The sequence below is a fragment of the Corynebacterium kozikiae genome, from assembly GCF_024580965.1.
GTDB classification, from domain to species: Bacteria; Actinomycetota; Actinomycetes; order Mycobacteriales; family Mycobacteriaceae; genus Corynebacterium; species Corynebacterium kozikiae.
The window spans coordinates 401154-420948 of sequence record NZ_JANIKJ010000001.1; the positions used below are offsets into that span (position 1 = coordinate 401154).

At 60.1% G+C, this 19795-nt stretch carries 17 protein-coding genes; 14 read left to right on the plus strand and 3 right to left on the minus strand.

Annotation, left to right across the window (positions count from 1 at the left end; translation table 11 throughout):
* Positions 1 to 16: 16 nt before the first annotated feature.
* The 9 genes from ruvC to NQ018_RS01875 all read left to right on the plus strand — a co-directional run bounded on the left by ruvC (position 17) and on the right by NQ018_RS01875 (position 10904).
* Positions 17 to 640, plus strand: coding sequence for a crossover junction endodeoxyribonuclease RuvC (gene ruvC, locus NQ018_RS01835; RefSeq protein WP_257038923.1), 624 nt, complete (start codon positions 17 to 19; stop codon positions 638 to 640).
* Positions 641 to 686: 46 nt separating this feature from the next.
* The gene (gene ruvA / locus NQ018_RS01840; RefSeq protein ID WP_257057858.1) at positions 687 to 1310 is read left to right on the plus strand and encodes a Holliday junction branch migration protein RuvA; all 624 of its coding nucleotides are present in this window, start codon (positions 687 to 689) and stop codon (positions 1308 to 1310) included.
* Positions 1311 to 1364: 54 nt separating this feature from the next.
* Entirely contained in the window at positions 1365 to 2489 is a 1125-nt protein-coding gene (gene ruvB, locus NQ018_RS01845; RefSeq protein ID WP_306428843.1) for a Holliday junction branch migration DNA helicase RuvB, read from the plus strand.
* Positions 2490 to 2533: 44 nt separating this feature from the next.
* Complete coding sequence (yajC, locus tag NQ018_RS01850) at positions 2534 to 2869, plus strand: preprotein translocase subunit YajC (RefSeq protein ID WP_257057861.1); 336 nt, start codon at positions 2534 to 2536, stop codon at positions 2867 to 2869.
* 357 nt (positions 2870 to 3226) lie between these two features.
* Positions 3227 to 5080: a protein translocase subunit SecD gene (gene secD / locus NQ018_RS01855; RefSeq protein ID WP_257057862.1), complete on the plus strand. Its 1854-nt coding sequence runs from the start codon at positions 3227 to 3229 to the stop codon at positions 5078 to 5080.
* A 10-nt stretch (positions 5081 to 5090) separates the two neighbouring features.
* Positions 5091 to 6212 carry a protein translocase subunit SecF gene (gene secF / locus NQ018_RS01860; RefSeq protein ID WP_257057864.1) on the plus strand — a complete coding sequence of 374 codons (1122 nt, stop codon included), beginning with the start codon at positions 5091 to 5093 and terminating at the stop codon, positions 6210 to 6212.
* Between the two features lie 262 nt (positions 6213 to 6474).
* Positions 6475 to 8013, plus strand: a complete 1539-nt coding sequence (locus NQ018_RS01865) for an ABC transporter substrate-binding protein (RefSeq protein WP_306428870.1) — start codon at positions 6475 to 6477, stop codon at positions 8011 to 8013.
* 7 nt (positions 8014 to 8020) lie between these two features.
* Positions 8021 to 8557, plus strand: coding sequence for an adenine phosphoribosyltransferase (locus tag NQ018_RS01870; RefSeq protein ID WP_257038930.1), 537 nt, complete (start codon positions 8021 to 8023; stop codon positions 8555 to 8557).
* 64 nt (positions 8558 to 8621) lie between these two features.
* Positions 8622 to 10904 carry a RelA/SpoT family protein gene (locus NQ018_RS01875; protein WP_257038931.1) on the plus strand — a complete coding sequence of 761 codons (2283 nt, stop codon included), beginning with the start codon at positions 8622 to 8624 and terminating at the stop codon, positions 10902 to 10904.
* Between the two features lie 82 nt (positions 10905 to 10986).
* On the opposite strand, the gene NQ018_RS01880 is transcribed toward NQ018_RS01875, so the two are convergent.
* Complete coding sequence (locus NQ018_RS01880) at positions 10987 to 11844, minus strand: peptidylprolyl isomerase (protein WP_257038932.1); 858 nt, start codon at positions 11842 to 11844, stop codon at positions 10987 to 10989.
* Between the two features lie 150 nt (positions 11845 to 11994).
* Here NQ018_RS01880 and tpx point away from each other — a divergent pair, with 150 nt between their 5' ends.
* The 3 genes from tpx to hisS are packed head-to-tail and all read left to right on the plus strand — an operon-like array spanning position 11995 to position 14494.
* Positions 11995 to 12492, plus strand: a complete 498-nt coding sequence (tpx, locus tag NQ018_RS01885) for a thiol peroxidase (RefSeq protein ID WP_257038933.1) — start codon at positions 11995 to 11997, stop codon at positions 12490 to 12492.
* Positions 12493 to 12506: 14 nt separating this feature from the next.
* Positions 12507 to 13172, plus strand: coding sequence for an MBL fold metallo-hydrolase (locus tag NQ018_RS01890; RefSeq protein ID WP_373566879.1), 666 nt, complete (start codon positions 12507 to 12509; stop codon positions 13170 to 13172).
* 59 nt (positions 13173 to 13231) lie between these two features.
* Positions 13232 to 14494, plus strand: a complete 1263-nt coding sequence (hisS, locus tag NQ018_RS01895; RefSeq protein ID WP_257057872.1) for a histidine--tRNA ligase — start codon at positions 13232 to 13234, stop codon at positions 14492 to 14494.
* Between the two features lie 6 nt (positions 14495 to 14500).
* On the opposite strand, the gene NQ018_RS01900 is transcribed toward hisS, so the two are convergent.
* Both NQ018_RS01900 and NQ018_RS01905 read right to left on the minus strand, forming a co-directional pair.
* The gene (locus NQ018_RS01900) at positions 14501 to 15886 is read right to left on the minus strand and encodes an L-serine ammonia-lyase (protein ID WP_257057874.1); all 1386 of its coding nucleotides are present in this window, start codon (positions 15884 to 15886) and stop codon (positions 14501 to 14503) included.
* 10 nt (positions 15887 to 15896) lie between these two features.
* A complete protein-coding gene (locus NQ018_RS01905) occupies positions 15897 to 16535 on the minus strand; it encodes a TetR family transcriptional regulator (RefSeq protein WP_257038938.1) in 639 nt (212 codons plus the stop codon).
* A 419-nt stretch (positions 16536 to 16954) separates the two neighbouring features.
* Between NQ018_RS01905 and NQ018_RS01910 the strand changes: the two genes are divergently transcribed.
* Both NQ018_RS01910 and NQ018_RS01915 read left to right on the plus strand, forming a co-directional pair.
* Complete coding sequence (locus NQ018_RS01910) at positions 16955 to 17701, plus strand: hypothetical protein (RefSeq protein ID WP_257057876.1); 747 nt, start codon at positions 16955 to 16957, stop codon at positions 17699 to 17701.
* Positions 17583 to 19577 (plus strand): YhgE/Pip domain-containing protein, encoded by a 1995-nt coding sequence (locus NQ018_RS01915; RefSeq protein ID WP_257057933.1) that lies wholly within the window; start codon positions 17583 to 17585, stop codon positions 19575 to 19577. Before NQ018_RS01910 ends, NQ018_RS01915 begins: the two co-directional genes overlap by 119 nt.
* Positions 19578 to 19795: the final 218 nt, after the last annotated feature.

Genomic DNA, 19795 nt, shown 5'->3' on the forward strand with positions numbered 1-19795 from the left:
CGCAGAAAGGGTCGCAATGAATATTCAAGGGCTGCGGGTCATGGGGATAGACCCAGGCCTCACGCGTTGCGGCCTTTCCGTTGTGCAGGCAGGACGGGGCCGCCAAGTGATCCCCGTGGCGGTGGGAGTGGTGCGTACCGAAGTGGGCGGTGACCTGCCGGACAGGCTGTTGGACCTTTCCAATGCGGTGAATGATTGGATGGATGAATATCGCCCGGACGTGGTGGCCATCGAGCGTATTTTCGAGCGCGGCAACGTTTCCACCGTGATGCATACCGCCCACGGCGTGGGCGTGCTGGTGCTCGCAGCCGCACAGCGGGGAATCCCGGTGCACATGTATACGCCGAGTGAAGTGAAGAAGGCGATCTCCGGCAACGGGCGGGCGGACAAGAAGCAAATGACCGCCATGATCACCAGAATCTTGGGCCTTGGCTCCCCGCCGAAGCCGGCGGATGCTGCCGACGCCCTCGCGCTCGCCGTGTGCCACTGCTGGCGAGCCCCACTCATCCACACCCAAAAGATTGCCCACGATCAGGCGCAACGCCAACAGGGCAAGCTCGGCAAAGCCAAACAGCAACTCTTGGCCGCAGAGAAAGAACAGCGCAAACTCCACTCCCAAACGTGGAACACCGGCTCGTAGCCAGAGCTAGAACCCGATATTTGACCCGAGAAGAAATGGAATTGACATGATCGTCTCCCTGCGCGGAACGGTACAGGACATCGCCTTGGACCACACAGTCATTGAATGTAATGGGGTGGGGTACGAGGTGCTGGCATCGCCAAATACCCTTGCACGGCTGCAGCGGGGCGAAGAGGCATTTGTGCTCACCACCATGGTGGTCCGCGAAGATTCCCAAACCTTGTTTGGGTTCCTGGATGCTGCTACCCGGTCAATGTTCAGTCTGCTGCAAACCGTTTCAGGGCTCGGCCCTCGCCTGGCCCTTGCCACCCAGGCGGTGTACAGCACGGAAGACATTGCCTCCTTGATCGCCGCTGGTGACGCGAAGGCGCTGCAGCGAGTGCCGGGTGTGGGAAAGCGTACCGCTGAGCGCATGATTGTTGATCTGAAAGACAAGGTTGCACAGTATGCGGCCGAGCCAAGCACCCCCCAAAGCGCTCCCCGGGGCGCTGCGGTGGCTGGTCCCGGTTCTCCGCTGGTGCACGCGCAGGTGCTGGAGGCCCTGGTTGGGCTCGGGTTTGCTGAAAAGGTGGCGGTTCCGGCGCTTGAGGGAGTGTTGGCGGAGCAGCCAGATTTGAATACTTCAGCCGCGCTGCGCGCAACGCTCAGCGTGCTGGGCTCCGGGAAGTAAGCTGGTGTGCATGTTCGCGGAAGCGGAATTGTTTGAGCCATACAGGAGGCAGCGTTGAGCAACGTAGAAAAAACTGAGTTCCGCCTGCCTGAGCACCTGCGTGGCCAAAGTGGTGGCCAAAGTGGTGGCGGTGCTGGTACCGGTCAGGGCACGCCTTTGGGCCAAAACGATGCTATTTCCCCGAACCTACAGCCGCCAGACCAGGATGCGGAGACCACGCTGCGCCCGCGTAGCCTGGAGGAGTTCATAGGGCAGCCGAAGGTCCGTGATCAGCTCAACCTGGTGCTCGCCGGGGCGAAGCAGCGTGGTGTGACGCCAGACCATGTGTTGCTCTCGGGGCCTCCGGGTCTGGGGAAGACTACGCTCGCGATGATTATCGCCTATGAGCTGGGCACGAGTTTGCGCATGACTTCGGGCCCGGCGCTGGAGCGTGCGGGTGATCTTGCGGCTATGCTTTCCAATCTCATGGAAGGCGACGTGCTGTTCATTGATGAGATCCACCGGATGTCCAGGCCGGCGGAGGAAATGCTCTATATGGCGATGGAGGATTTTCGCATTGATGTGATCGTCGGAAAGGGCCCCGGTGCCACCTCAATTCCGCTGGAGTTGGCGCCGTTTACCCTGGTAGGTGCGACCACCCGTTCGGGCATGCTCACCGGCCCCCTGCGTGACCGATTTGGTTTTACTGCACAGATGGAGTTCTACAACACCGAGGATCTCACGGAGGTGGTCAGCCGTGCCGCCCGGATTTTGGGTGTGAGTATTGACCCTGATGCTGCCGTGGAAATTGCTTCACGCTCCCGTGGCACACCGCGTATTGCTAACCGGTTGCTGCGCCGCGTGCGCGACTTTGCTGAAGTTCACGGCGGCGGCCACATTGACCTCGGTGCTGCCCGGGCGGCGCTCGTGGTGTTCGATGTGGATGAGATGGGCCTGGATCGTCTTGACCGGGCGGTTTTGGAAGTACTCATTAAAGGCCACGGTGGCGGACCCGTTGGTGTGAACACCTTGGCCGTTGCCGTGGGGGAGGAGCCTTCCACTGTGGCTGAAGTGTGCGAGCCGTACCTCGTGCGCGCTGGGATGATTGCCCGCACTCACCGTGGGCGCGTTGCCACGGCCGCCGCCTGGGAGCACCTGGGGCTCAGGCCGCCGGAAGGGACCATCGGTACGTTGATCTAGGCGGCGGATGCGGCTTCACGCCTTAACTGGCACACTGGTGAGCTATGGAAAGTATCTTTTTGCTCGTCATCCTGCTTGCCGTGTTGGTCTTGCCCTCCTTCTTGCTGCAGCGCCGCCAGAAGCGCCGCCTCGATGAGATTCGTGCCATCCAAGAAAGCGTGGCCCCAGGCGACAAGATTGTGACCACCGCTGGCCTGCACGCAACCGTACTGGCGGTCACTGGGGAAACCGTTACTTTGGAGATTTCGCCCGGAGTGGTCTCCACCTGGGAGAAGTTCGCAGTGGTACAAAACCTTTCACGCGCCAATGGTGCTGTGCCGGAATCGGAAGCTGTACAGTCAGTGGAAGACCGCCATCCAGAAAACAACGATCAGCCGTAACCTAAACCTCTGGGCCTAGTATTATGCTCGGCTCAGCCTTGGGTGCTCACAAATCAGCACGCCACCGTGCACATGGTGGCGTGCTTTTTGTTGCCCACTTCCTTTGCACTCCTGTCCGGTGATGGCTTTTCACCAGACTCCTTTTCACTGGGCTGAGCAAAAGTAGCAAGAGTGCAGGCGTCATGAAGACTGTGTGAGTTCACGAGCTTTGAGCTTCATGCCGTACCATGTGCTTTTGTGTGTTTTTCCGCGCCGCCTTGCAATGGTGCAAGGAGTGTCAGTAGCGCTTGTGGCGCGGGTACATCCCTGCAGGATTTCCCTGCGGGACATGTTGTTCATTCGTAAGGAGAAACTGCATTGTCTTCGAAGCCGAAGAATGCGAGTTCACAGTGGAAGGGCTGGCCAAAGAGGGCATTAGCCCTGTTTTTTGCCATTCTGGCGCTGGTGTATGCGCTCGTCTTGCTCACTGGTGACCGCAGTCTCACCCCGCGCCTGGGTATTGATCTCCAAGGTGGCACAAGGGTGACGCTCGTTCCCCAGGGGCAGAACCCAACTGAGGAGCAGCTCGCGCAAGCCCGCCTGATCCTGGAGAACCGTGTCAACGGTATGGGCGTCTCTGGCGCTGATGTGGTGGTAGACGGCAACACGCTGGTGATCACCGTCCCAGGTGAAGATACTTCTCAGGCCCGATCGCTCGGCCAAACTTCCCAGTTGCTCTTCCGTCCGGTTTCCGCTCCCGGGCAGGCTGACCTCACCAACCTCATGGATGAGCTGGAATCCATGGCAAACCGCTGGGTTGAGGTGGGCGCTCTGACGCCCGACGAGGCCAACGCCGCCCTCACCCTCACCACCACCCAGCTCAATTCGGCAAACGGCACCACCGACGAAGCCCCAACCGTCAGTGCCAAGGCTCCCACGGAACCACGCAACTCCATTGAGGCTGAGGAACTGCGCACCAAACGCTTGGAGGTGCTCAAGGAAGATCGGCAGTCTACCGACGGCACCACCCAGATCGCAGCCACATCGCTGATGCAGTGCACTTCCGATCAACCCGACCCATTGCAGGGTACCGATGATCCTCGCCTGCCGCTGGTCACCTGTGACCCTTCGATGGGGCAGAGCTATGTGCTTGCCCCAGCGCCGCTGCTGCTTGGCCAAACCGATGAGGAAAACGGCACCCGATTGACTGGCAATGAAATTGATTCCAACCGCCCGATCACCGGTGGCCTCAACCCAACCACCGGCCAGATGGAGATTAGCTTCTCTTTCAAGTCTGACGGCGGAGACCAAGGAGCAGCCACCTGGGCAGACCTCACCACCACCTACCTGGGGCAGCAGATTGCGATCACCCTCGACTCTCAGGTGATCTCCGCGCCTGTCATTCAGGCGGCAACCCCGGTTGGTTCGGCAACCTCGATCACGGGTGACTTCACCCAAACTGAGGCCCAAGAGCTGGCAAATAACCTGAAGTACGGTGCACTGCCACTCAGCTTTGCTGGTGAAAATGGCGAGTCCGGTGGTACCACCACCACGGTTCCCGCCTCCCTGGGTATCGCCTCCCTGGAAGCGGGCCTCATCGCCGGCCTGGTGGGCTTCATCTTGGTAGCCGTGTTCTCTCTGGTGAACTACCGCTTCTTCGGCGTGATCTCGCTCGTGTCCCTGGTGCTCTCCTTCGCGCTGGTGTACGGCATGATTGTGCTGCTTGGCCGCGCGATTGGCTACTCGCTAGACCTCGCGGGTATCGCTGGTTTGATCATCGGTATTGGTACCACCGCAGACTCCTTCGTGGTGCTCTACGAACGCATCAAGGATGAAGTGCGTGACGGCAGGACCTTCCGTTCGGCGGTGCCGCGTGGATGGGATCGCGCAAAGCAAACCATTGTCACCGGTAACGCTGTCACCCTGATTGGTGCAGTGATCATCTACTTCCTCGCGGTTGGTGACGTCAAGGGATTTGCTTTCACCCTGGGCATCACCACCGTTTTTGACCTTGTTGTGACCTTCTTGGTCACCGCACCACTGGTGGTGCTCGCCTCCAGGAAGCCATGGACTGCAAAGCCAAGCGCAAATGGTATGGGTCGAGTGTTCAAACTGGCTCAGGAGCGCCGGGCAGCGCGCGAGGTAGCTGCCGCTGCGGCAGCTACAACCAGCGCACCAAGCAACGCACACCCAGCAACCATCGTAAGCACCAACGTAAGCACAGAAAACTAGGAGTAACGCAATGAGCAAGAAAGGTTTTCTGGAAAATCTCTACACCGGTGCCGGTGGCATTGACTTCGTATCTCGCCGCCGCACCTGGTACTGGGCTACCGCCGCAATCATGGCGGTGTGCATCCTGGGTATTGTGATTCGAGGCTTCACGCTGGGCATCGATTTTGTGGGTGGTACCAAGCTGAACATGCCCGCTGCAAATCTGGAAACCACAGCGGTTGCCCAAACCTTTGAAGAAGCAACCGGTGTGGTCCCCGAGCAGGTGCAGATTGTGGGTTCCGGCGATACCCGAGTGCTGGAAATCAACTCTGAGCGATTGAGCGAAGATCAGATCGCCCAGGCCCGGCAAGCGCTCTACGAGGAGTACCAGCCACTCGACGTCAATGGGGAGCCAAGCCCAGACGCCGTGGGTGATTCAACTGTGTCAGAGTCCTGGGGTTCCACCATTACTCAGCGCATGCTGATTTCCATGGCCGTCTTCCTGGCGGCGGTTTTCGTCTACATTACGGTGCGCCTCGAGCGAGAAATGGCCGTAGCGGCAATTGCTGCGTTGGTGGTGGACATCGTGGTCATCGGCGGAATCTACGCCATCTTTGGCCTTGAGGTCACCCCAGCTACCGTGATCGGTCTGCTCACGGTTCTGGCCTTCTCCCTCTATGACACAGTGATTGTGTTTGATAAGGTCCGCGAAAACACCGCGGGCTATTTGGGCAATCTCAGAACAACCTATGCCCAACATGCCAACCTTGCGGTAAACCAGACCGTGATGCGTTCCATCTCCACTACCGTGATCTCCGCCTTGCCAATCTTGGCTCTCATGGTGATCGCGGTGTGGCTCATGGGGGTGGGTACGCTGAAGGACCTCGCGGTGATCCAGCTCATCGGCGTGATCGAAGGCACATTGTCTTCCGTGCTGTTGGCCACCCCAATGCTGGTCAGCTTGAAGAACCGCACCAAGGAAACCCGTGAGCACAATGCAAAGGTTGCGGCGGCGCTTGCTGGGGAGGCACAGCCTGCGCAGGAAACCGAAGCCCAAACGGTGAAGCGTTCTGTGGTTTCGCCTGCCACCCGCACGGTGAACTCAACCGGAGAGACTGCCGGCGCATCCTGGCGGCCTGACCGTCCATCTTAGGCCGCGCGGTTCTAGAGCCGGTCCTAGAACCGGTTCACAGCTCAGCCGGAGCTGTTGCCCCGATCCTTACTCTTGGGATTGGGGCTTTTTCTTAATGGCGGCTTATAATTTCTGCAGGCTGTGTGCGGTATCCCCGCACCGTGTTTCTGCCTGTCTCGCTAAACCACTGGAGGTAGTGTTGCCCTTTACCCATGGGAAGAAGCGCGCTCATGCGCTATGCGCCGTCACGGTGGCGGTGGGCGTGTTTGCAACTGCTTGTGGGATGGGCTCCCAACAGGAGCAAGCACAAAAGACGGACCACTTCACCTACGTCAGCGATAGCGCCCTCAGCACCACCAACGCGGGCACCAATGAGGGGTCAGCGAGTAACGCCCAGGTAATCGCCGGACGCTTGTACCCAGGGACCTATGTGTTGGGACCCAAAGGGCAGTTGATCCCCAACACTGACTTAGCGGAAACCAGCGTGCTTCCCGCAAGCGAGCCGCAGGTGGTCTATCGCATCAACCCTGAGGCCAAATACTCCGATGGTCAGCCAGTGACCTGCGATTCTTTTCTCTTGGCGGTCACCGCAGGGAAGCATCCGCAGTTGTTTGATGCCCACTTGCCCATGATGGAACAGATCAGCCGCGTGGAATGTCCAGCGGGCACGCGTACCGCTACCGTTACCTTCAAACCTGGTTTCGGTGAGCGCTGGCGCCAACTGTTCGGCCCTGGTGTGCTGCTGCCTACGCACGCTGTGGCGGCCAAGCTCGGGATGAGCTTGGAAGAGCTCAACACCACGCTGAAGTCCGGTGATGAAGCCATGCTCGAGCCAATCGCTCAGGTGTGGCGCGAGGGCTTCAACCTGGCTTCCTTTGACCCGCAACTTCAAGTTTCCTACGGCCCGTTCAAGGTTGTGTCCGTGGGGGAGCAGGGTGAAGTGGTGTTGGAAAGGAATGACTTTTTCAACGGCGGTGCGGCACCTCTGAGCCACGTCGAAATGTGGCCTCGCACGGCAGACTTGAAGGCGCTGCGCGAGTCCGGTGACCTGCGGGTGGTGGATACGGAATCCGCGGTGGACCTTTCTTGGTTGGACCGAGATAATCCAGAGAATCCTTTTGCCGTTGAGCTCATCTCCGGCATCCTCACCGAGCAGTTAGTTCTCGGGTCATCCGGGCTGTTTTATGACGAGGAGGCGCGCCGGCAGTTCGCCGCATGTGTTGACCAACCCACTGTGGCCGCGGAATCCTCCCGCATTTCGGGCGTCGAGGTGGAGCCCCTTTTCGCCCGCACGGTGCGCAGCGGCGATCCAGCGGTGGCACAAATGGGTGACATCATCGAGCCGCACCGCCATACAAACATGGACTACGCCAGGGGTCTCGCGGGGCAAACCGTGAGGATCGGCTATGAGGCTCCCGACGCACGCAAGGCAGCCATGGTGGAGGCGATCCGGGTGTCCTGCGAGCAGGCGGGAATCACGGTGGTGGACGTTTCTGAGCAAGCCCACACCTTTGGTGATTTGAGCCGCACGTACATCTCCGAATGGGGGTACGAAACCTATGCTGAGGGCAGCGCAGATGCGATTTTGCAGGCGATTGACCCTATGGCAGAATTCCCAGAAATTGCTACTCCCAGCACAAACTTGGAAGCCGCGCGAAATGCAGAGCGGGATTCCTGGCAGCGAGTGAACACCATCCCACTGGCTGCCCAGCCCCGTGTCTATGTGACGCACCGCGCCGTAGGTAACGTTGTGAGTAATACAGATCTTTCCGGCATCGGTTGGAACATGGGCCGCTGGCGTGACGCAACAGAAAGTGAGTAGGCCAAGGATGTACCAGAGCGCACAGGAAGCAATCGCTGCACGCACGCGATTCGTCCCTGACTTTCCGGAGGCAGGTGTGGTTTTTGAGGACCTCACCCCCGTGCTCGCGGACCCCGCCGCGTTTCGTCTCGTGGTGGATGCGCTGTGCGCGTCGTTAGAGCCCTACTCCCCGGACTTGATCGGTGGTCTGGATGCGCGCGGATTTTTGCTGGGCTCCGCGGTGGCGTACTGCTGTGACACTGGAATCCTTGCGATTCGCAAGAAGGGGAAGCTGCCGCCGCCTGTGCACACGCAGGAGTATGACCTGGAGTATGGCAGCGCCGCGCTCGAACTGCCTGCCGAAGGCCTGGAGTTGCAAGGTAAGCGTGTGGTGCTCGTTGATGATGTGCTGGCTACTGGCGGTACGTTGAATGCTGCGCGCCAGCTTATTGACGCGTGTGGCGGTGAAGTTGTGGCCTGCGCCGTGGTGCTGGAGGTCAAAGGCCTCGGTGGGCGGGAAAACCTTGAGGGGATCCCGCTCGTGGTGGTCAATCAGCAACAGTAAAACAGTGGTGCGCGGTTGGGCACACTCCACACTGGTGTGAGGGATAGCGAGGGAAGGCCAAGAAATGACTGGTGAGAAGCGTCCAGCAAAGCAGAGCAATTCTGTGTTGAGCATGTCTGCAAGGCTTGCGCGCAGCCTGACCGGCAGCCGGGTACGCATTGACCCCGTGCTCGAACCGCTGCTCAGCATCCACCGGGAGTTTCACCCCAAGGCGAGCGCTGAGTTGTTGTCCCGCGCATACGCCACCGCAGAGCGCCTTCATGAGGGTGTGTTCCGGAAATCTGGGGAGCCGTACATCACCCACCCGCTGGCCGTGGCAACCATCGCTGCGGAGATCGGCATGGACACCACCACGTTGGTAGCCGCGCTGCTGCACGACACGGTGGAGGACACCGAATACTCGCTGGATGACCTCACCGAGGACTTCGGCGCGGAGGTTGCCCGCCTGGTGGACGGTGTAACCAAGCTGGACAAAGTGGCGCTCGGTGCTGCGGCTGAGGCGGAGACGATCCGCAAGATGATCGTGGCCATGGCCCAGGATCCCCGGGTTTTGGTGATCAAGGTTGCAGACCGCCTGCACAACATGCGCACCATGCGTTTCCTCCCGCCAGAGAAGCAGGCCAAGAAGGCTCGCCAGACGCTGGAGGTTATCGCGCCGCTGGCACACCGCCTGGGTATGGCAAACGTGAAGTGGGAGCTGGAGGATCTCTCCTTTGCCATCCTCTACCCAAAGAAGTACGAGGAAGTGGTGCGCCTTGTTGCAGACCGCGCGCCTTCCAGGGACCGCTACCTCAAAGAAATCACCTCGCAGCTTCAGGCGGCGCTGAAAGAAAACCACATTGAAGCCGACGTCATGGGCCGCCCAAAGCATTACTGGTCCATCTACCAAAAGATGATCGTGCGCGGCAAAGACTTTGATGAGATCTTTGACCTGGTGGGAATCCGCATCCTGGTGGACAATGTGAATAACTGTTACGCTGCGATCGGCGTTGTGCACTCCATGTTCAATGCGATGCCTGGCCGCTTCAAGGACTACATTTCCGCCCCAAAGTTCGGCGTGTATCAGTCTTTGCACACCACGGTGATGGGGGACGCCGGCAAGCCGCTGGAAGTCCAGGTGCGTACCCATGAGATGCACTACAACGCGGAGTTTGGCATCGCGGCGCACTGGCGCTACAAGGAAACCAAGGGCAACCATGGTTCTGAGCAGGCTGAAGTAGACCAGATGGCGTGGATGCGCCAACTGCTGGACTGGCAGAAGGAAGCTGCTGATCCGAACGAGTTCCTCGACTCTCTGCGCTATGACCTCACCTCCCAGCAGATCTTTGTGTTCACCCCGAAGGGTGACGTAGTGAATCTGCCCGTGGATGCCACCCCATTGGACTTCGCCTACGCCGTGCACACCGAGGTGGGCCACCGCTGTATCGGCGCGAAGGTAAACGGCAAGCTCGTTGCCCTGGAATCCAAGTTGAAGTCTGGGGACAAGGTGGAGATCTTCACCTCCAAAGACCCCAACGCGGGCCCAAGCCGCGACTGGCAGGACTTCGTGGTGTCCCCGCGCGCAAAGGCGAAAATCCGCCAATGGTTTGCCAAGGAGCGCCGCGAGGAATACTTGGAGGCGGGCCGCGATGCCCTGGCCGCTGAGGTGCAGCGCGGCGGGTTGCCCATGCACAGGCTGTTCACGGCGCAGTCCATGAAGGCCGTGGCAACCGAGCTGCACTACCCAGACATCGATGCGCTCTACACCGCCATTGGCTCCGGTTCGGTGTCTGCCCACCACGTTGCCTCGCGCCTCATGGCTGCCTTCGGTGATGCTGACGAAGCCGAAGACACCCTGGTTTCCCGCACTCCATTCAGCGAGTTGGTCAACAAGAAAGCCTTGACCTCTGATTCCAACGGGATTTTGGTGGAGGGCAGCCCAGACGTCATGGCAAAACTGGCCAAGTGCTGTATGCCTGTGCCTGGGGATGAGATCTTTGGGTTTGTCACCCGCGGCGGCGGCGTCTCGGTCCACCGCACGGACTGCACCAACTCGGAAAAGCTAAAGCAAGAGCCCGCGCGCCTCATCCAGGTTGCCTGGGCCGCAGAAGGCACGGGTAGCGCATTCGCCGCCACGCTGCAGCTCGAGGCACTCGACCGCGACGGCCTGCTCATGGAACTCACCAGGGTGGTCAATGAGCAGCGCGTGCAGGTGGTGGCCATGAACTCACACACTTCCGACGATCACGTTGCAACCGTACGGTTTACCTTCTCCGTATCTGACACCAAACAACTGGGCTCTCTCATGACCCAACTGCGCAACATTGAAGGGGTGTTTGACGTCTACCGTGTGACCAGCGGCGGATAATCCCACCCGAAGATGCCGGGTGCTTGAGAACGAGCAAAGCAAAAGGCGGTGCCCCTTAGTGGGGCACCGCCTAGTGTTGTTCTTAGCTTGCTACGGTTGCGCTTTCAATGCGCACTTCCTCGGCGGGTGCGCCGTCGGTAGCGCCGCCTTCCGCGCCTGCGGCCGCGATGGCGTCGAGGGTAGCCAGGCCCTCCTCATCGATTTGACCGAAATAGGTGTAGTTCGGCGGGAGCGGGGAGTCCTGGTAGTTCAGGAAGAACTGGGATCCGTTGGTGTCCGCGCCCGCGTTCGCCATAGCGATGGTGCCGCGGCTGTAGATCACAGGGGTGTTGGTGTCCGTTGCCTCATCAGTTGGGTACTCATTTGCAAACTGGAAGCCTGGGCCGCCCGAGCCGGTGCCGGTTGGGTCACCGCACTGCAGTACGTAGATGCCGGAGGTGGTGAGGCGGTGGCACACGGTGTCATCGTAGTAGCCCTGTTCCACTAGGGACTCAATAGCGTTGACAGTACAGGGGGAGACGCTGCGGTCCAGCTCCATGCCGATGGTGCCCTGGGAAGTCTCCAGGGTGATATCTACGGTGCCGGAGGTTGAGATGTTTGAGGTGGATGGCAGATCGGGTGCGTCGCCGCCGGTTTCCTCCTCGGTTGCGGTGTATTCACAGGTCACCGTGTTTGCCAGTGGGGTTTCACGGGTAAGCGCCAGCGGCTGGTATTCGGGGGTAGCCGCGGTGGATTCCGCGGCGGTCTCTGCAGCTTGGGTTTGCTCATCGTTATTGGTGTAGGTGGTGGCGTAGTAGATGCCACCTACGATTGCCAAGATGGCCACGGCTGCTGCCGCGATCACTCCGAGCGGCTTGGTTTTTTCTGCGCGATCACGCGATTTGATTTGCTTGTCAAGATCGCGCAGGCCTTCTTCGAGGCGCTCACTGTTTGCGCTCAAGATGCGTCTCCCATGAATCAAAGTGGTCAAGTATCAAAGCGCCATCTTAACCCACCAAAGCTGGGAAACCCTGATCGAGCCGTTACAATCCTCCGCAGAATCCTGAGCAAAAGTGTGGCGCATCACGCACAAAGCTCCTAGGCTTGGACCATGGCTAACACACATTTCAAAGGCGAAGAAGTTTCCACCTCCGGCGAGCTGCCAAAGGTAGGTGACGTACTTCCGGCATTCGACCTGGTAGGTCAGGACCTCGGCACCGTGGCGCAAGTAGATTTTGCGGGCTCTCGTTTGGTGCTCAACATTTTCCCAAGCATTGACACCGGCGTATGCGCCGCAAGTGTGCGCGAGTTCAACAAGCTCGCCGCATCCCTGGAGAACACCAAAGTCCTGGGCGTCTCTAAGGACCTGCCGTTTGCGCTGGGGCGTTTCTGCGCCGCTGAGGGAATTGAGAATGTGGTCACCGCTTCCGCATTCCGCTCCAGCTTTGGGCAGGACTACGGCTTGGACCTCGAGGGCTCCCCACTGAAGGGTCTGTTGGCCCGCGCCGTGATTGTGGCTGATGCCGACGGTACGATCACTCACGTTGAACTGGTGGAAGAGATCACTCAGGAGCCAGATTACGACGCCGCAATTGAGGCGCTGCGCTAACCATGGCGCTGCAGTTGAACATCTCGGGTTTCGCGGCCGGGCCTTACCAGACCAATTGCTATGTGGTGAGTGCTGATGCCGCGAAAGCCGGCACCAGCACGTTGCCCAAAGCAACGGTGATTGACCCAGGCATGCACGCCCTCGGAAGAGTTGAGCAACTCCTGGAAGAACAAGGCGTAGAGCTTGGGCAGGTCCTGCTCACCCACGGGCACATCGACCACACCAGGGACGCCGCAGCGCTGGCGAACAAGTGGCGTGTGCCGTTGTGGATCCATGAGGAGGATGCCTTCATGCTGGCTGGGGGTGACGGCATTAGCGAACAGGCGAAAGTCCTGTTCGATGCACAGGAACTGCCCCAGGCCCAGGACTTGCGCTTGTTGAACCACGGCCAAGAGGTAGCGATCGCCGGTCATACCTTCACTGTTGCGCATGCCCCAGGGCATTCCCCAGGCTCGGTGCTGTTTGTGGGGCAAGAGGTGGTCTTTTCCGGAGACGTGCTCTTTGCTGGTTCCATCGGACGCACGGACCTGCCGCACTCCAGCCCAGCAGCGATGCACAGCAGCCTTGTGAACGTCGTTTTGCCTCTCAACGATGCACTGCAGGTGCTGCCAGGGCACGGTGGGGCAACGAGCATTCGGGCGGAGCGGCGCAGTAACCCCTTCCTCAACGGCTTGCGCTGATGTACACGCAGGCCGCGGGTGTGGATTAGTAGCGGGGCTAACGATTAAGGTGGGTGATCGTGAGCAAAGACAAGATTTCCGCACCCAAGGGCGTGCCAGACTACATCCCACCGGTATCTGCAGAGTTCATTGCTGTCCGCGATGCGTTCGCCCATCAGGCCCGGCTTGCGGGCTACGAGCACATTGAGCTGCCTGTCTTTGAGGAGACCGCCCTGTTTGCTCGCGGTGTGGGGGAGTCCACGGACGTGGTGAGCAAGGAAATGTACACCTTTGAGGATCGCGGCGGGCGTTCGGCCACGCTGCGCCCAGAGGGTACGGCTGGCGTGATGCGTGCGGTGATCGAACACAACCTGGACCGCGGGCAACTGCCGGTGAAGCTCAACTACTACGGCCCATTCTTCCGCTACGAGCGCCCCCAGGCAGGCCGCTACCGCCAGCTCCAGCAAGTGGGTGTTGAAGCGATTGGAGTGGATGACCCCGCCTTGGACGCCGAGGTGATCGCCCTCGCAGACCGCTGCTTCCGCTCCATCGGGCTCAAAGGTTTCCGCCTGGAGCTCACCAGCCTCGGCGACCACACCTGCCGGCCTCAGTACCGCGAGAAGTTGCAGGAGTTCTTGTTCAAGCTGCCCCTCGATGAGGAGACTCGCCGCCGCGCGGAGATCAACCCTTTGCGCGTGCTCGATGACAAGCGTGAGGAAGTACGCGAGATGACCGCCGACGCCCCGCTGATGATCGACCACCTCTCGGACCAGGCCCGCGAGCACTTTGAAACCGTCACCGGGCTGCTCGATGACCTCGGCGTGCAGTATGTCATCAACCCGCGCATGGTTCGCGGCTTGGATTACTACACCAAGACCACCTTCGAGTTCGTCCACGACGGCCTTGGCGCGCAGTCTGGCATCGGCGGCGGCGGCCGCTACGACGGCCTCATGGCCCAGCTCGGCGGCCAAGAACTCTCCGGAATCGGGTTCGGTCTGGGCGTGGACCGCGCGCTCCTGGCCCTCCAGGCGGAACAGCGCACCGTCACCGACGGCTCCAGGGTGGACGCGTTCGGCGTTGCCATGGGCGCCCCCGCCAAGGCAGCGATGGTGAAGCTTATCGACGCTCTCCGGGCGGCAGGCATCAGGGCGGACATGAGCTATGGGGATCGTGGGCTCAAAGGCGCGATGAAGGGCGCCGACCGTGCCGGCGCGCGCTTCGCGCTGGTGCTCGGTGACCGGGAGCTGGAGCAGCAGACCGTGATGCTCAAAGACCTGCGCAGCCACGAGCAGCAGGAAGTGAGCATCGATTCTTTGGTGCGAACTATCGCAGAGCAGCTCTAGCGCCCGCTAACATTCAGTAATACTCACAGGGAAACCGAGGTTGACGGCAAGGCCGCCAGTTGAGGTTTCCTTGTATTTTGTGAGCATGTCACGGCCAGTATCAGCCATGGTTTTCACCACATCATCCAAGCTCACCAGGTGCGTGCCGGTGCTGTGCTTGGAAAGCCGCGAGGCGTTGATGGATTTCACTGCGCCAATGGCGTTGCGCTCGATGCAGGGGATCTGGACGAGGCCACCAACGGGATCGCAGGTAAGCCCGAGGTTGTGCTCCAAGGCCACTTCTGCGGCGTGCTCCACCTGATGCGGGGTGCCGCCTGTCACCTGGCAGATTCCCGCCGCCGCCATTGCACTGGCGGAGCCCACCTCACCCTGGCAACCCACCTCTGCGCCGGATATGGAGGCGTTTTCTTTGATGATGAGGCCCACTGCGCCCGCGGCGAGGAGGAAGTCTCTGTGGGTGGTGTGGGTGTATTCCGGGCGGAACTTCTTGGCAAAGTGCAACACCGCGGGAATGATGCCGGCAGCCCCGTTGGTGGGGGCGGTCACCACGGTGCCACCGGCGGCGTTTTCCTCGTTCACCGCCATTGCGTAGAGGTTGAGCCACTCCATGGCGCGCAGGGGATCGTCGGTACTTTTTGTTTCCCGTTCCACAAGCGCGGTGTAGATGCCCATCGCCCTTCTGCGCACGCCGAGGCCGCCGGGCAGGATGCCTTCGGTTTTCATGCCACGTGCAACGCATTGCTGCATGGTGTGCCAGACGGCGTCGAGGTGGGCAAAGACCTTGTTGGTGTCTCCGTGGATCGCTGTCTCGTTAGCGAGCATCACCTCAGGGATGGTGAGGCCTGTGCGCGTGCAGTGGGCCAGCAGCTCGGCGCCGGTGTGAAACGGGTACGGAAGTGCCGCTTCTTGGCTTGCTTGGCTTGCAGCGCTGGCACTGCTGGCACTGCTGGATCGCTGGCCAATGGTTGTGGAGTCCTGCACAAACCCGCCACCTACTGAGTAGTAGACCTCCCACACACCATTGGGGCCGGCGAAGGTGATTGCGTTGGGGTGCTCGGGGAGCGCGGTGGTGTCAAAGTGGAGGCGGTAATTTACGGTGCCATTTGGCCCGGTGACGGCCCCGGTGGGGGCGATGGCTTCGCCGAATGCGGGAGCTGTGGTGGAGTCACAAGTAGTGGGGGTGTAGCCAGCCAGGCCCAGGATCGCGGCGCGGTCCGAGCCGTGGCCCACACCGGTGGCTGCTAGAGAGCCGTGCAGCGTAATTTCTACGGTTGATCTGAGTGCTTCCGGGAAGCGTTCCACCAAGTTGTTTGCCGCCCGCATGGGGCCTACGGTGTGGCTTGAGGAAGGGCCGATGCCGATGCTGAACAGATCACATACGCTGATGGTCATGGCACAAAGGTTAGTCCTTTGTGCGCATCACCGTGGGTACTACCGGAGTGGAAATACCAACCTTGCAGCCGGCTAGATAGATGGCGATCAAGGTATCACTACTGGTGCGGGTGGATTCAAATTCTTCCAGTTGCGGGGGGCCGCACAGTGCCACAAGGCCATTGATGAAGTCCAGAACTTGCACGCTTTCGTGAATAAGACCAGCGGCGCGATAATGGATATCCAGTGTTCGAAGGCTTTCCACAATGCGTTCCCGGGATTCGCGGAACAGGTCTTCTTCATGTGCTTCGGGATCGAACACAGGGGAGAGGACGTCTGGGCCAAGAACGTTTGGGCCGAAGCTCGCAATCACATCAATGGTTTGGGCGATGGCCTTTTCTGCTGCCTCTGGATTCGATTCATCCACTGAATCCTGTGCTTCAAGCTCTGCGAGGATCTGCTCGAACTGGGTTGCGCACCCCTCCAACAGGAACGCCAGCGCAGCGTTGGTGAGATCCTGGCGGGTAGGGAAGTTGCGGTACAGGGTGGCGATTCCCACCTTGGCCGCAGCGGCAACTTCTTCGGCGGTGAAGCCGAATCGGTTGGTGATCACCGCCTTTGAGGCGGCTGCGAGGATCGCATTGCGGCGTCGGAGTGCGTCTGTACGCATGGTGGCCTTCCTCAAAGTGGAGTTAGATTTATCAGTTGAGGCATCCTCAACTACATCAAATTCTAGTACCGCTTTGGAAGCGGATAGAAATCAATCACAATGCTCACAAACGCCGCTCAAACGCAGCTCTTCGCTGCATTGGGTGAGGCGTAATGTTGAGCCAAAATACTTCAAAAACCAGGTGAAGCCGATGCAAGAAGACGCATCCACAAAAATCGACCCTGCCGCAGCCCAAGCGGCACACACAGACCACCCAACAAGAAGCGGCCGAAGCGCCCCATCCCATCTTGAACGCCACTGACGTCCAGTTTGCCTCCGGGCTCCACCTTAGTGAACTGGAGGTTCAGCGGGGCCTAACGGTACTGCATTGCCCCAGAGAAACCTCTGCCACCACGTTGGCGCTCACGCTCGCTGGGCGGATGAAGCCGAAATCCGGCCGCATTGAGTACCGTCCGAGCCACGGGAAGTTCACCTCGCCAGATGAGTTGTATCGTCACGTCGCATTCAGTGGGGTGCCGGATATCGACTACGTGGAGCGCCTGGTTCCGGTGCGTTCCATTGTCCGCGAGCAAATCGCGTGGATCAGCCCGTGGTACCGCCGCACCCCGAGCAATATCGACCAGATTGAGCGTTATTACACCGCCGCCGAGCGCATCGGATTCACGATGAGCAATCAAGAGGCAAAGCACACAACCGTCGGTGAATTGGATCCCCTGGAGCGCTTCAAGCTGCGTATCTGCCTAGCGTTGCTCGCCCGTCCTGAGGCTGAGCTGCTCATCGTCGATGACATTGATCAGCTTCGCAGTCTCCGCTTGCGTGCCGAGTTCCTACAAGCCTTGCGCGGCCTAGTGCTCCCGGCGAGGGGCAGGCCTTGGGCACGTCGGTACTTGCCATCTCCGCGAACGATGATGTTGATGGCATTGCCGACGCTACCATTCAAGTGGGTGAGGCGCTCAGTCGTGCCAGCGCTCAGGGGCCACTGCATTTGGTTCGGGAGCGTATTCAACAGGAGGTGGGGCAGTGAATCTGTTTCACATTGGTTCCGAGCTGCGCAGATTCGGCCACGGGAAGCTGCCCCCGGTGGCGATTACGGTGATCATCTTGCTGCCGCTGCTGTTCGGCGGGTTGTTTGTGTGGAGTTATTGGGACCCAATCGGGCGGATTAACCAGTTGCCGGTGGCGATCGTGAACTCGGATCAAGGCACCACCATTGACGGCAAGGAGCTTAACGCGGGCGACGAGGTGACCAAATCCCTGATTGCCAATACTCAGACGGACTTCATCGAGGTTACCGCAGAGCAGGCCCGCGAAGGCATTGCCGACGGCACCTATTACTTTGCAGTCGAGCTGCCCACTGATTTCTCCATTGCCGCCACCAGCGCAAACAGTGACGCTCCGCATCAGGCAAAGCTCAACGCGGTGTATAACAATGCCATTGGATTCCTGGCCACCATGCTGGGCAATCAGGTGGTTGGCCAGGTGCTGGCTACGGTCAATGAGCAAATTGGTACACAGGTGGCCTCCCAATTGTTGGTGGGGTTCAACACTATCGGCGACGGCTTGCACACCGCGGGTGACGGCGCGCAGCAGCTCGCTGACGGCACCGCCACCGCGAACAACGGCGCGGGACAACTCTATGGCGGTGCCACACAGCTTTCCGACGGCCTCGGCCAGGCTGATAACGGTGCGCAGCAGCTCGCCGATGGTGCCGAAAGGCTCGACGAAGGCATCAAAACCGCGCACCAAGGCGCGAACTCGCTTTCTGCGGGGCTGCAGCAACTCAACGCGGCAACGCAGCAACTCGGTGAGGGCGCAGGCCAAATTTCCCAGGGCGTGGATCAGCTCGTCGTTGTGGCAAACCGTGCCTCGCTTGCACAGGAGCAGCTCACCGTGCCGCTGATCAACCTCGCCGCGCAACTGCGCTCCACCGGCATCCCCGTAGCCATTGAGTTGGCCAACATGGCCGACCAACTGGTCAACCAAATCCACACCCAGGGCCTGGGCCAGGGCAGCGAACTCATGACCCAACTGGGCAAACTCAGCGACGGCACCGGCCAATTGGCCTACCAATTGAGCAACCCCATCTCGGACTACCGTGACGGCATGCAGCAGGCCACCGACGGCGCAGAGCAGCTCTCCGCAGGACTCCAGCAGCTTTCCGACGGCTCTGGCGCGCTCGTGGTAGGCACTAGGCAACTCGCCGACGCCACAAGCCAGCTCTCCGCAGGCTCCCAGCAACTCACAGTCGGCGCGGCGCAACTCAGCTCCGGTTTGGTGCAGCTCGACGAAGGCTCGGGGGAGCTCGCGCTCAAGCTCAACCAGAGTGCAGACCAGGTGCCCAACTTCTCCGAAAACACCCTGGACGAAGCCGCCCGTAACGTGGCTGCACCCGTGTCCTTGAACTACGCCAAAGACACGATGTCCCTCTTTGGCTTTGGCCTTTCGCCAATGTTCATCTCACTGGGCCTGTTCATGGGTGCCACGGTGACGTTCATGGTGCTGCGCCCTTTGCAGCGGCGCGCAATTGATGCTGGAGCCTCGCCATTTCGGGCCGTGGTTGCGTCGTACTTGCCCGCGGCACTCATTGGCATCGCACAGGCAACCGTGATGGTGCTGGTGCAGCGCTTCGGAATTGGCTTGGAGGCGTACAACGAGGTGGGTGCGTGGCTCGCGATGTGTCTCGCGTCCATTACCTTCATGAGCATCACCCAGATGTTCAATTCAGTATTTGGCACCACCGTGGGCAGGGTGTTGTGTATCGCGTTTATGTCTTTGCAGATTGTTTCCTCCGGTGGCCTCTACCCGCCGGAAACGCAGCCCGCGCCGCTGCGCTGGTTCCACACCTACGACCCCATGACCTACACAGTGAACCTGCTGCGCCAGGTGCTCTACAACACAGATACCGCGCTTGATCCGCGCGGCCAGCAGGCCATCTTGATCCTTGTGGGAATCACCGTGCTGTGCCTAAGCATTTCCACCTTGGCGGGGCGCCGTAAACGCCAAATGAAGTTCAAGGACCTGCACCCGGAGGTGTCCGTGTAGGGCCAGCAGTTGAGGAGGGAACGGGCGGGTCAAGCCCCCGCCATGGGGTGCGGTGGGGCAAGGTACTTATTCTGTCGTGCGTGGAGGGATTTGAATCGGCCTGAGTTTTTCGGAGACTACAGGTAAAAGCCTTACTGGGCTTTTCGGGTGGTGTTGAATTCCTCGTAGTCCTGCTCGTATTCGATCGGGGGAACGTCACCGATCGACGAGTGCAGACG

Coding starts and splice junctions, on each gene's coding strand:
- secF (WP_257057864.1), top strand. CDS start 5,091: ATGAGCAAGAAAGGTTTTCTGGAAAATCTCTACACCGGTGCCGGTGGC.
- ruvC (WP_257038923.1), top strand. CDS start 17: ATGAATATTCAAGGGCTGCGGGTCATGGGGATAGACCCAGGCCTCACG.
- NQ018_RS01910 (WP_257057876.1), top strand. CDS start 16,955: ATGAAGCCGAAATCCGGCCGCATTGAGTACCGTCCGAGCCACGGGAAG.
- tpx (WP_257038933.1), top strand. CDS start 11,995: ATGGCTAACACACATTTCAAAGGCGAAGAAGTTTCCACCTCCGGCGAG.
- yajC (WP_257057861.1), top strand. CDS start 2,534: ATGGAAAGTATCTTTTTGCTCGTCATCCTGCTTGCCGTGTTGGTCTTG.
- ruvA (WP_257057858.1), top strand. CDS start 687: ATGATCGTCTCCCTGCGCGGAACGGTACAGGACATCGCCTTGGACCAC.
- NQ018_RS01905 (WP_257038938.1), bottom strand. CDS start 16,535: ATGCGTACAGACGCACTCCGACGCCGCAATGCGATCCTCGCAGCCGCC.
- NQ018_RS01865 (WP_306428870.1), top strand. CDS start 6,475: ATGGGCTCCCAACAGGAGCAAGCACAAAAGACGGACCACTTCACCTAC.
- NQ018_RS01900 (WP_257057874.1), bottom strand. CDS start 15,886: ATGACCATCAGCGTATGTGATCTGTTCAGCATCGGCATCGGCCCTTCC.
- NQ018_RS01875 (WP_257038931.1), top strand. CDS start 8,622: ATGACTGGTGAGAAGCGTCCAGCAAAGCAGAGCAATTCTGTGTTGAGC.
- NQ018_RS01870 (WP_257038930.1), top strand. CDS start 8,021: ATGTACCAGAGCGCACAGGAAGCAATCGCTGCACGCACGCGATTCGTC.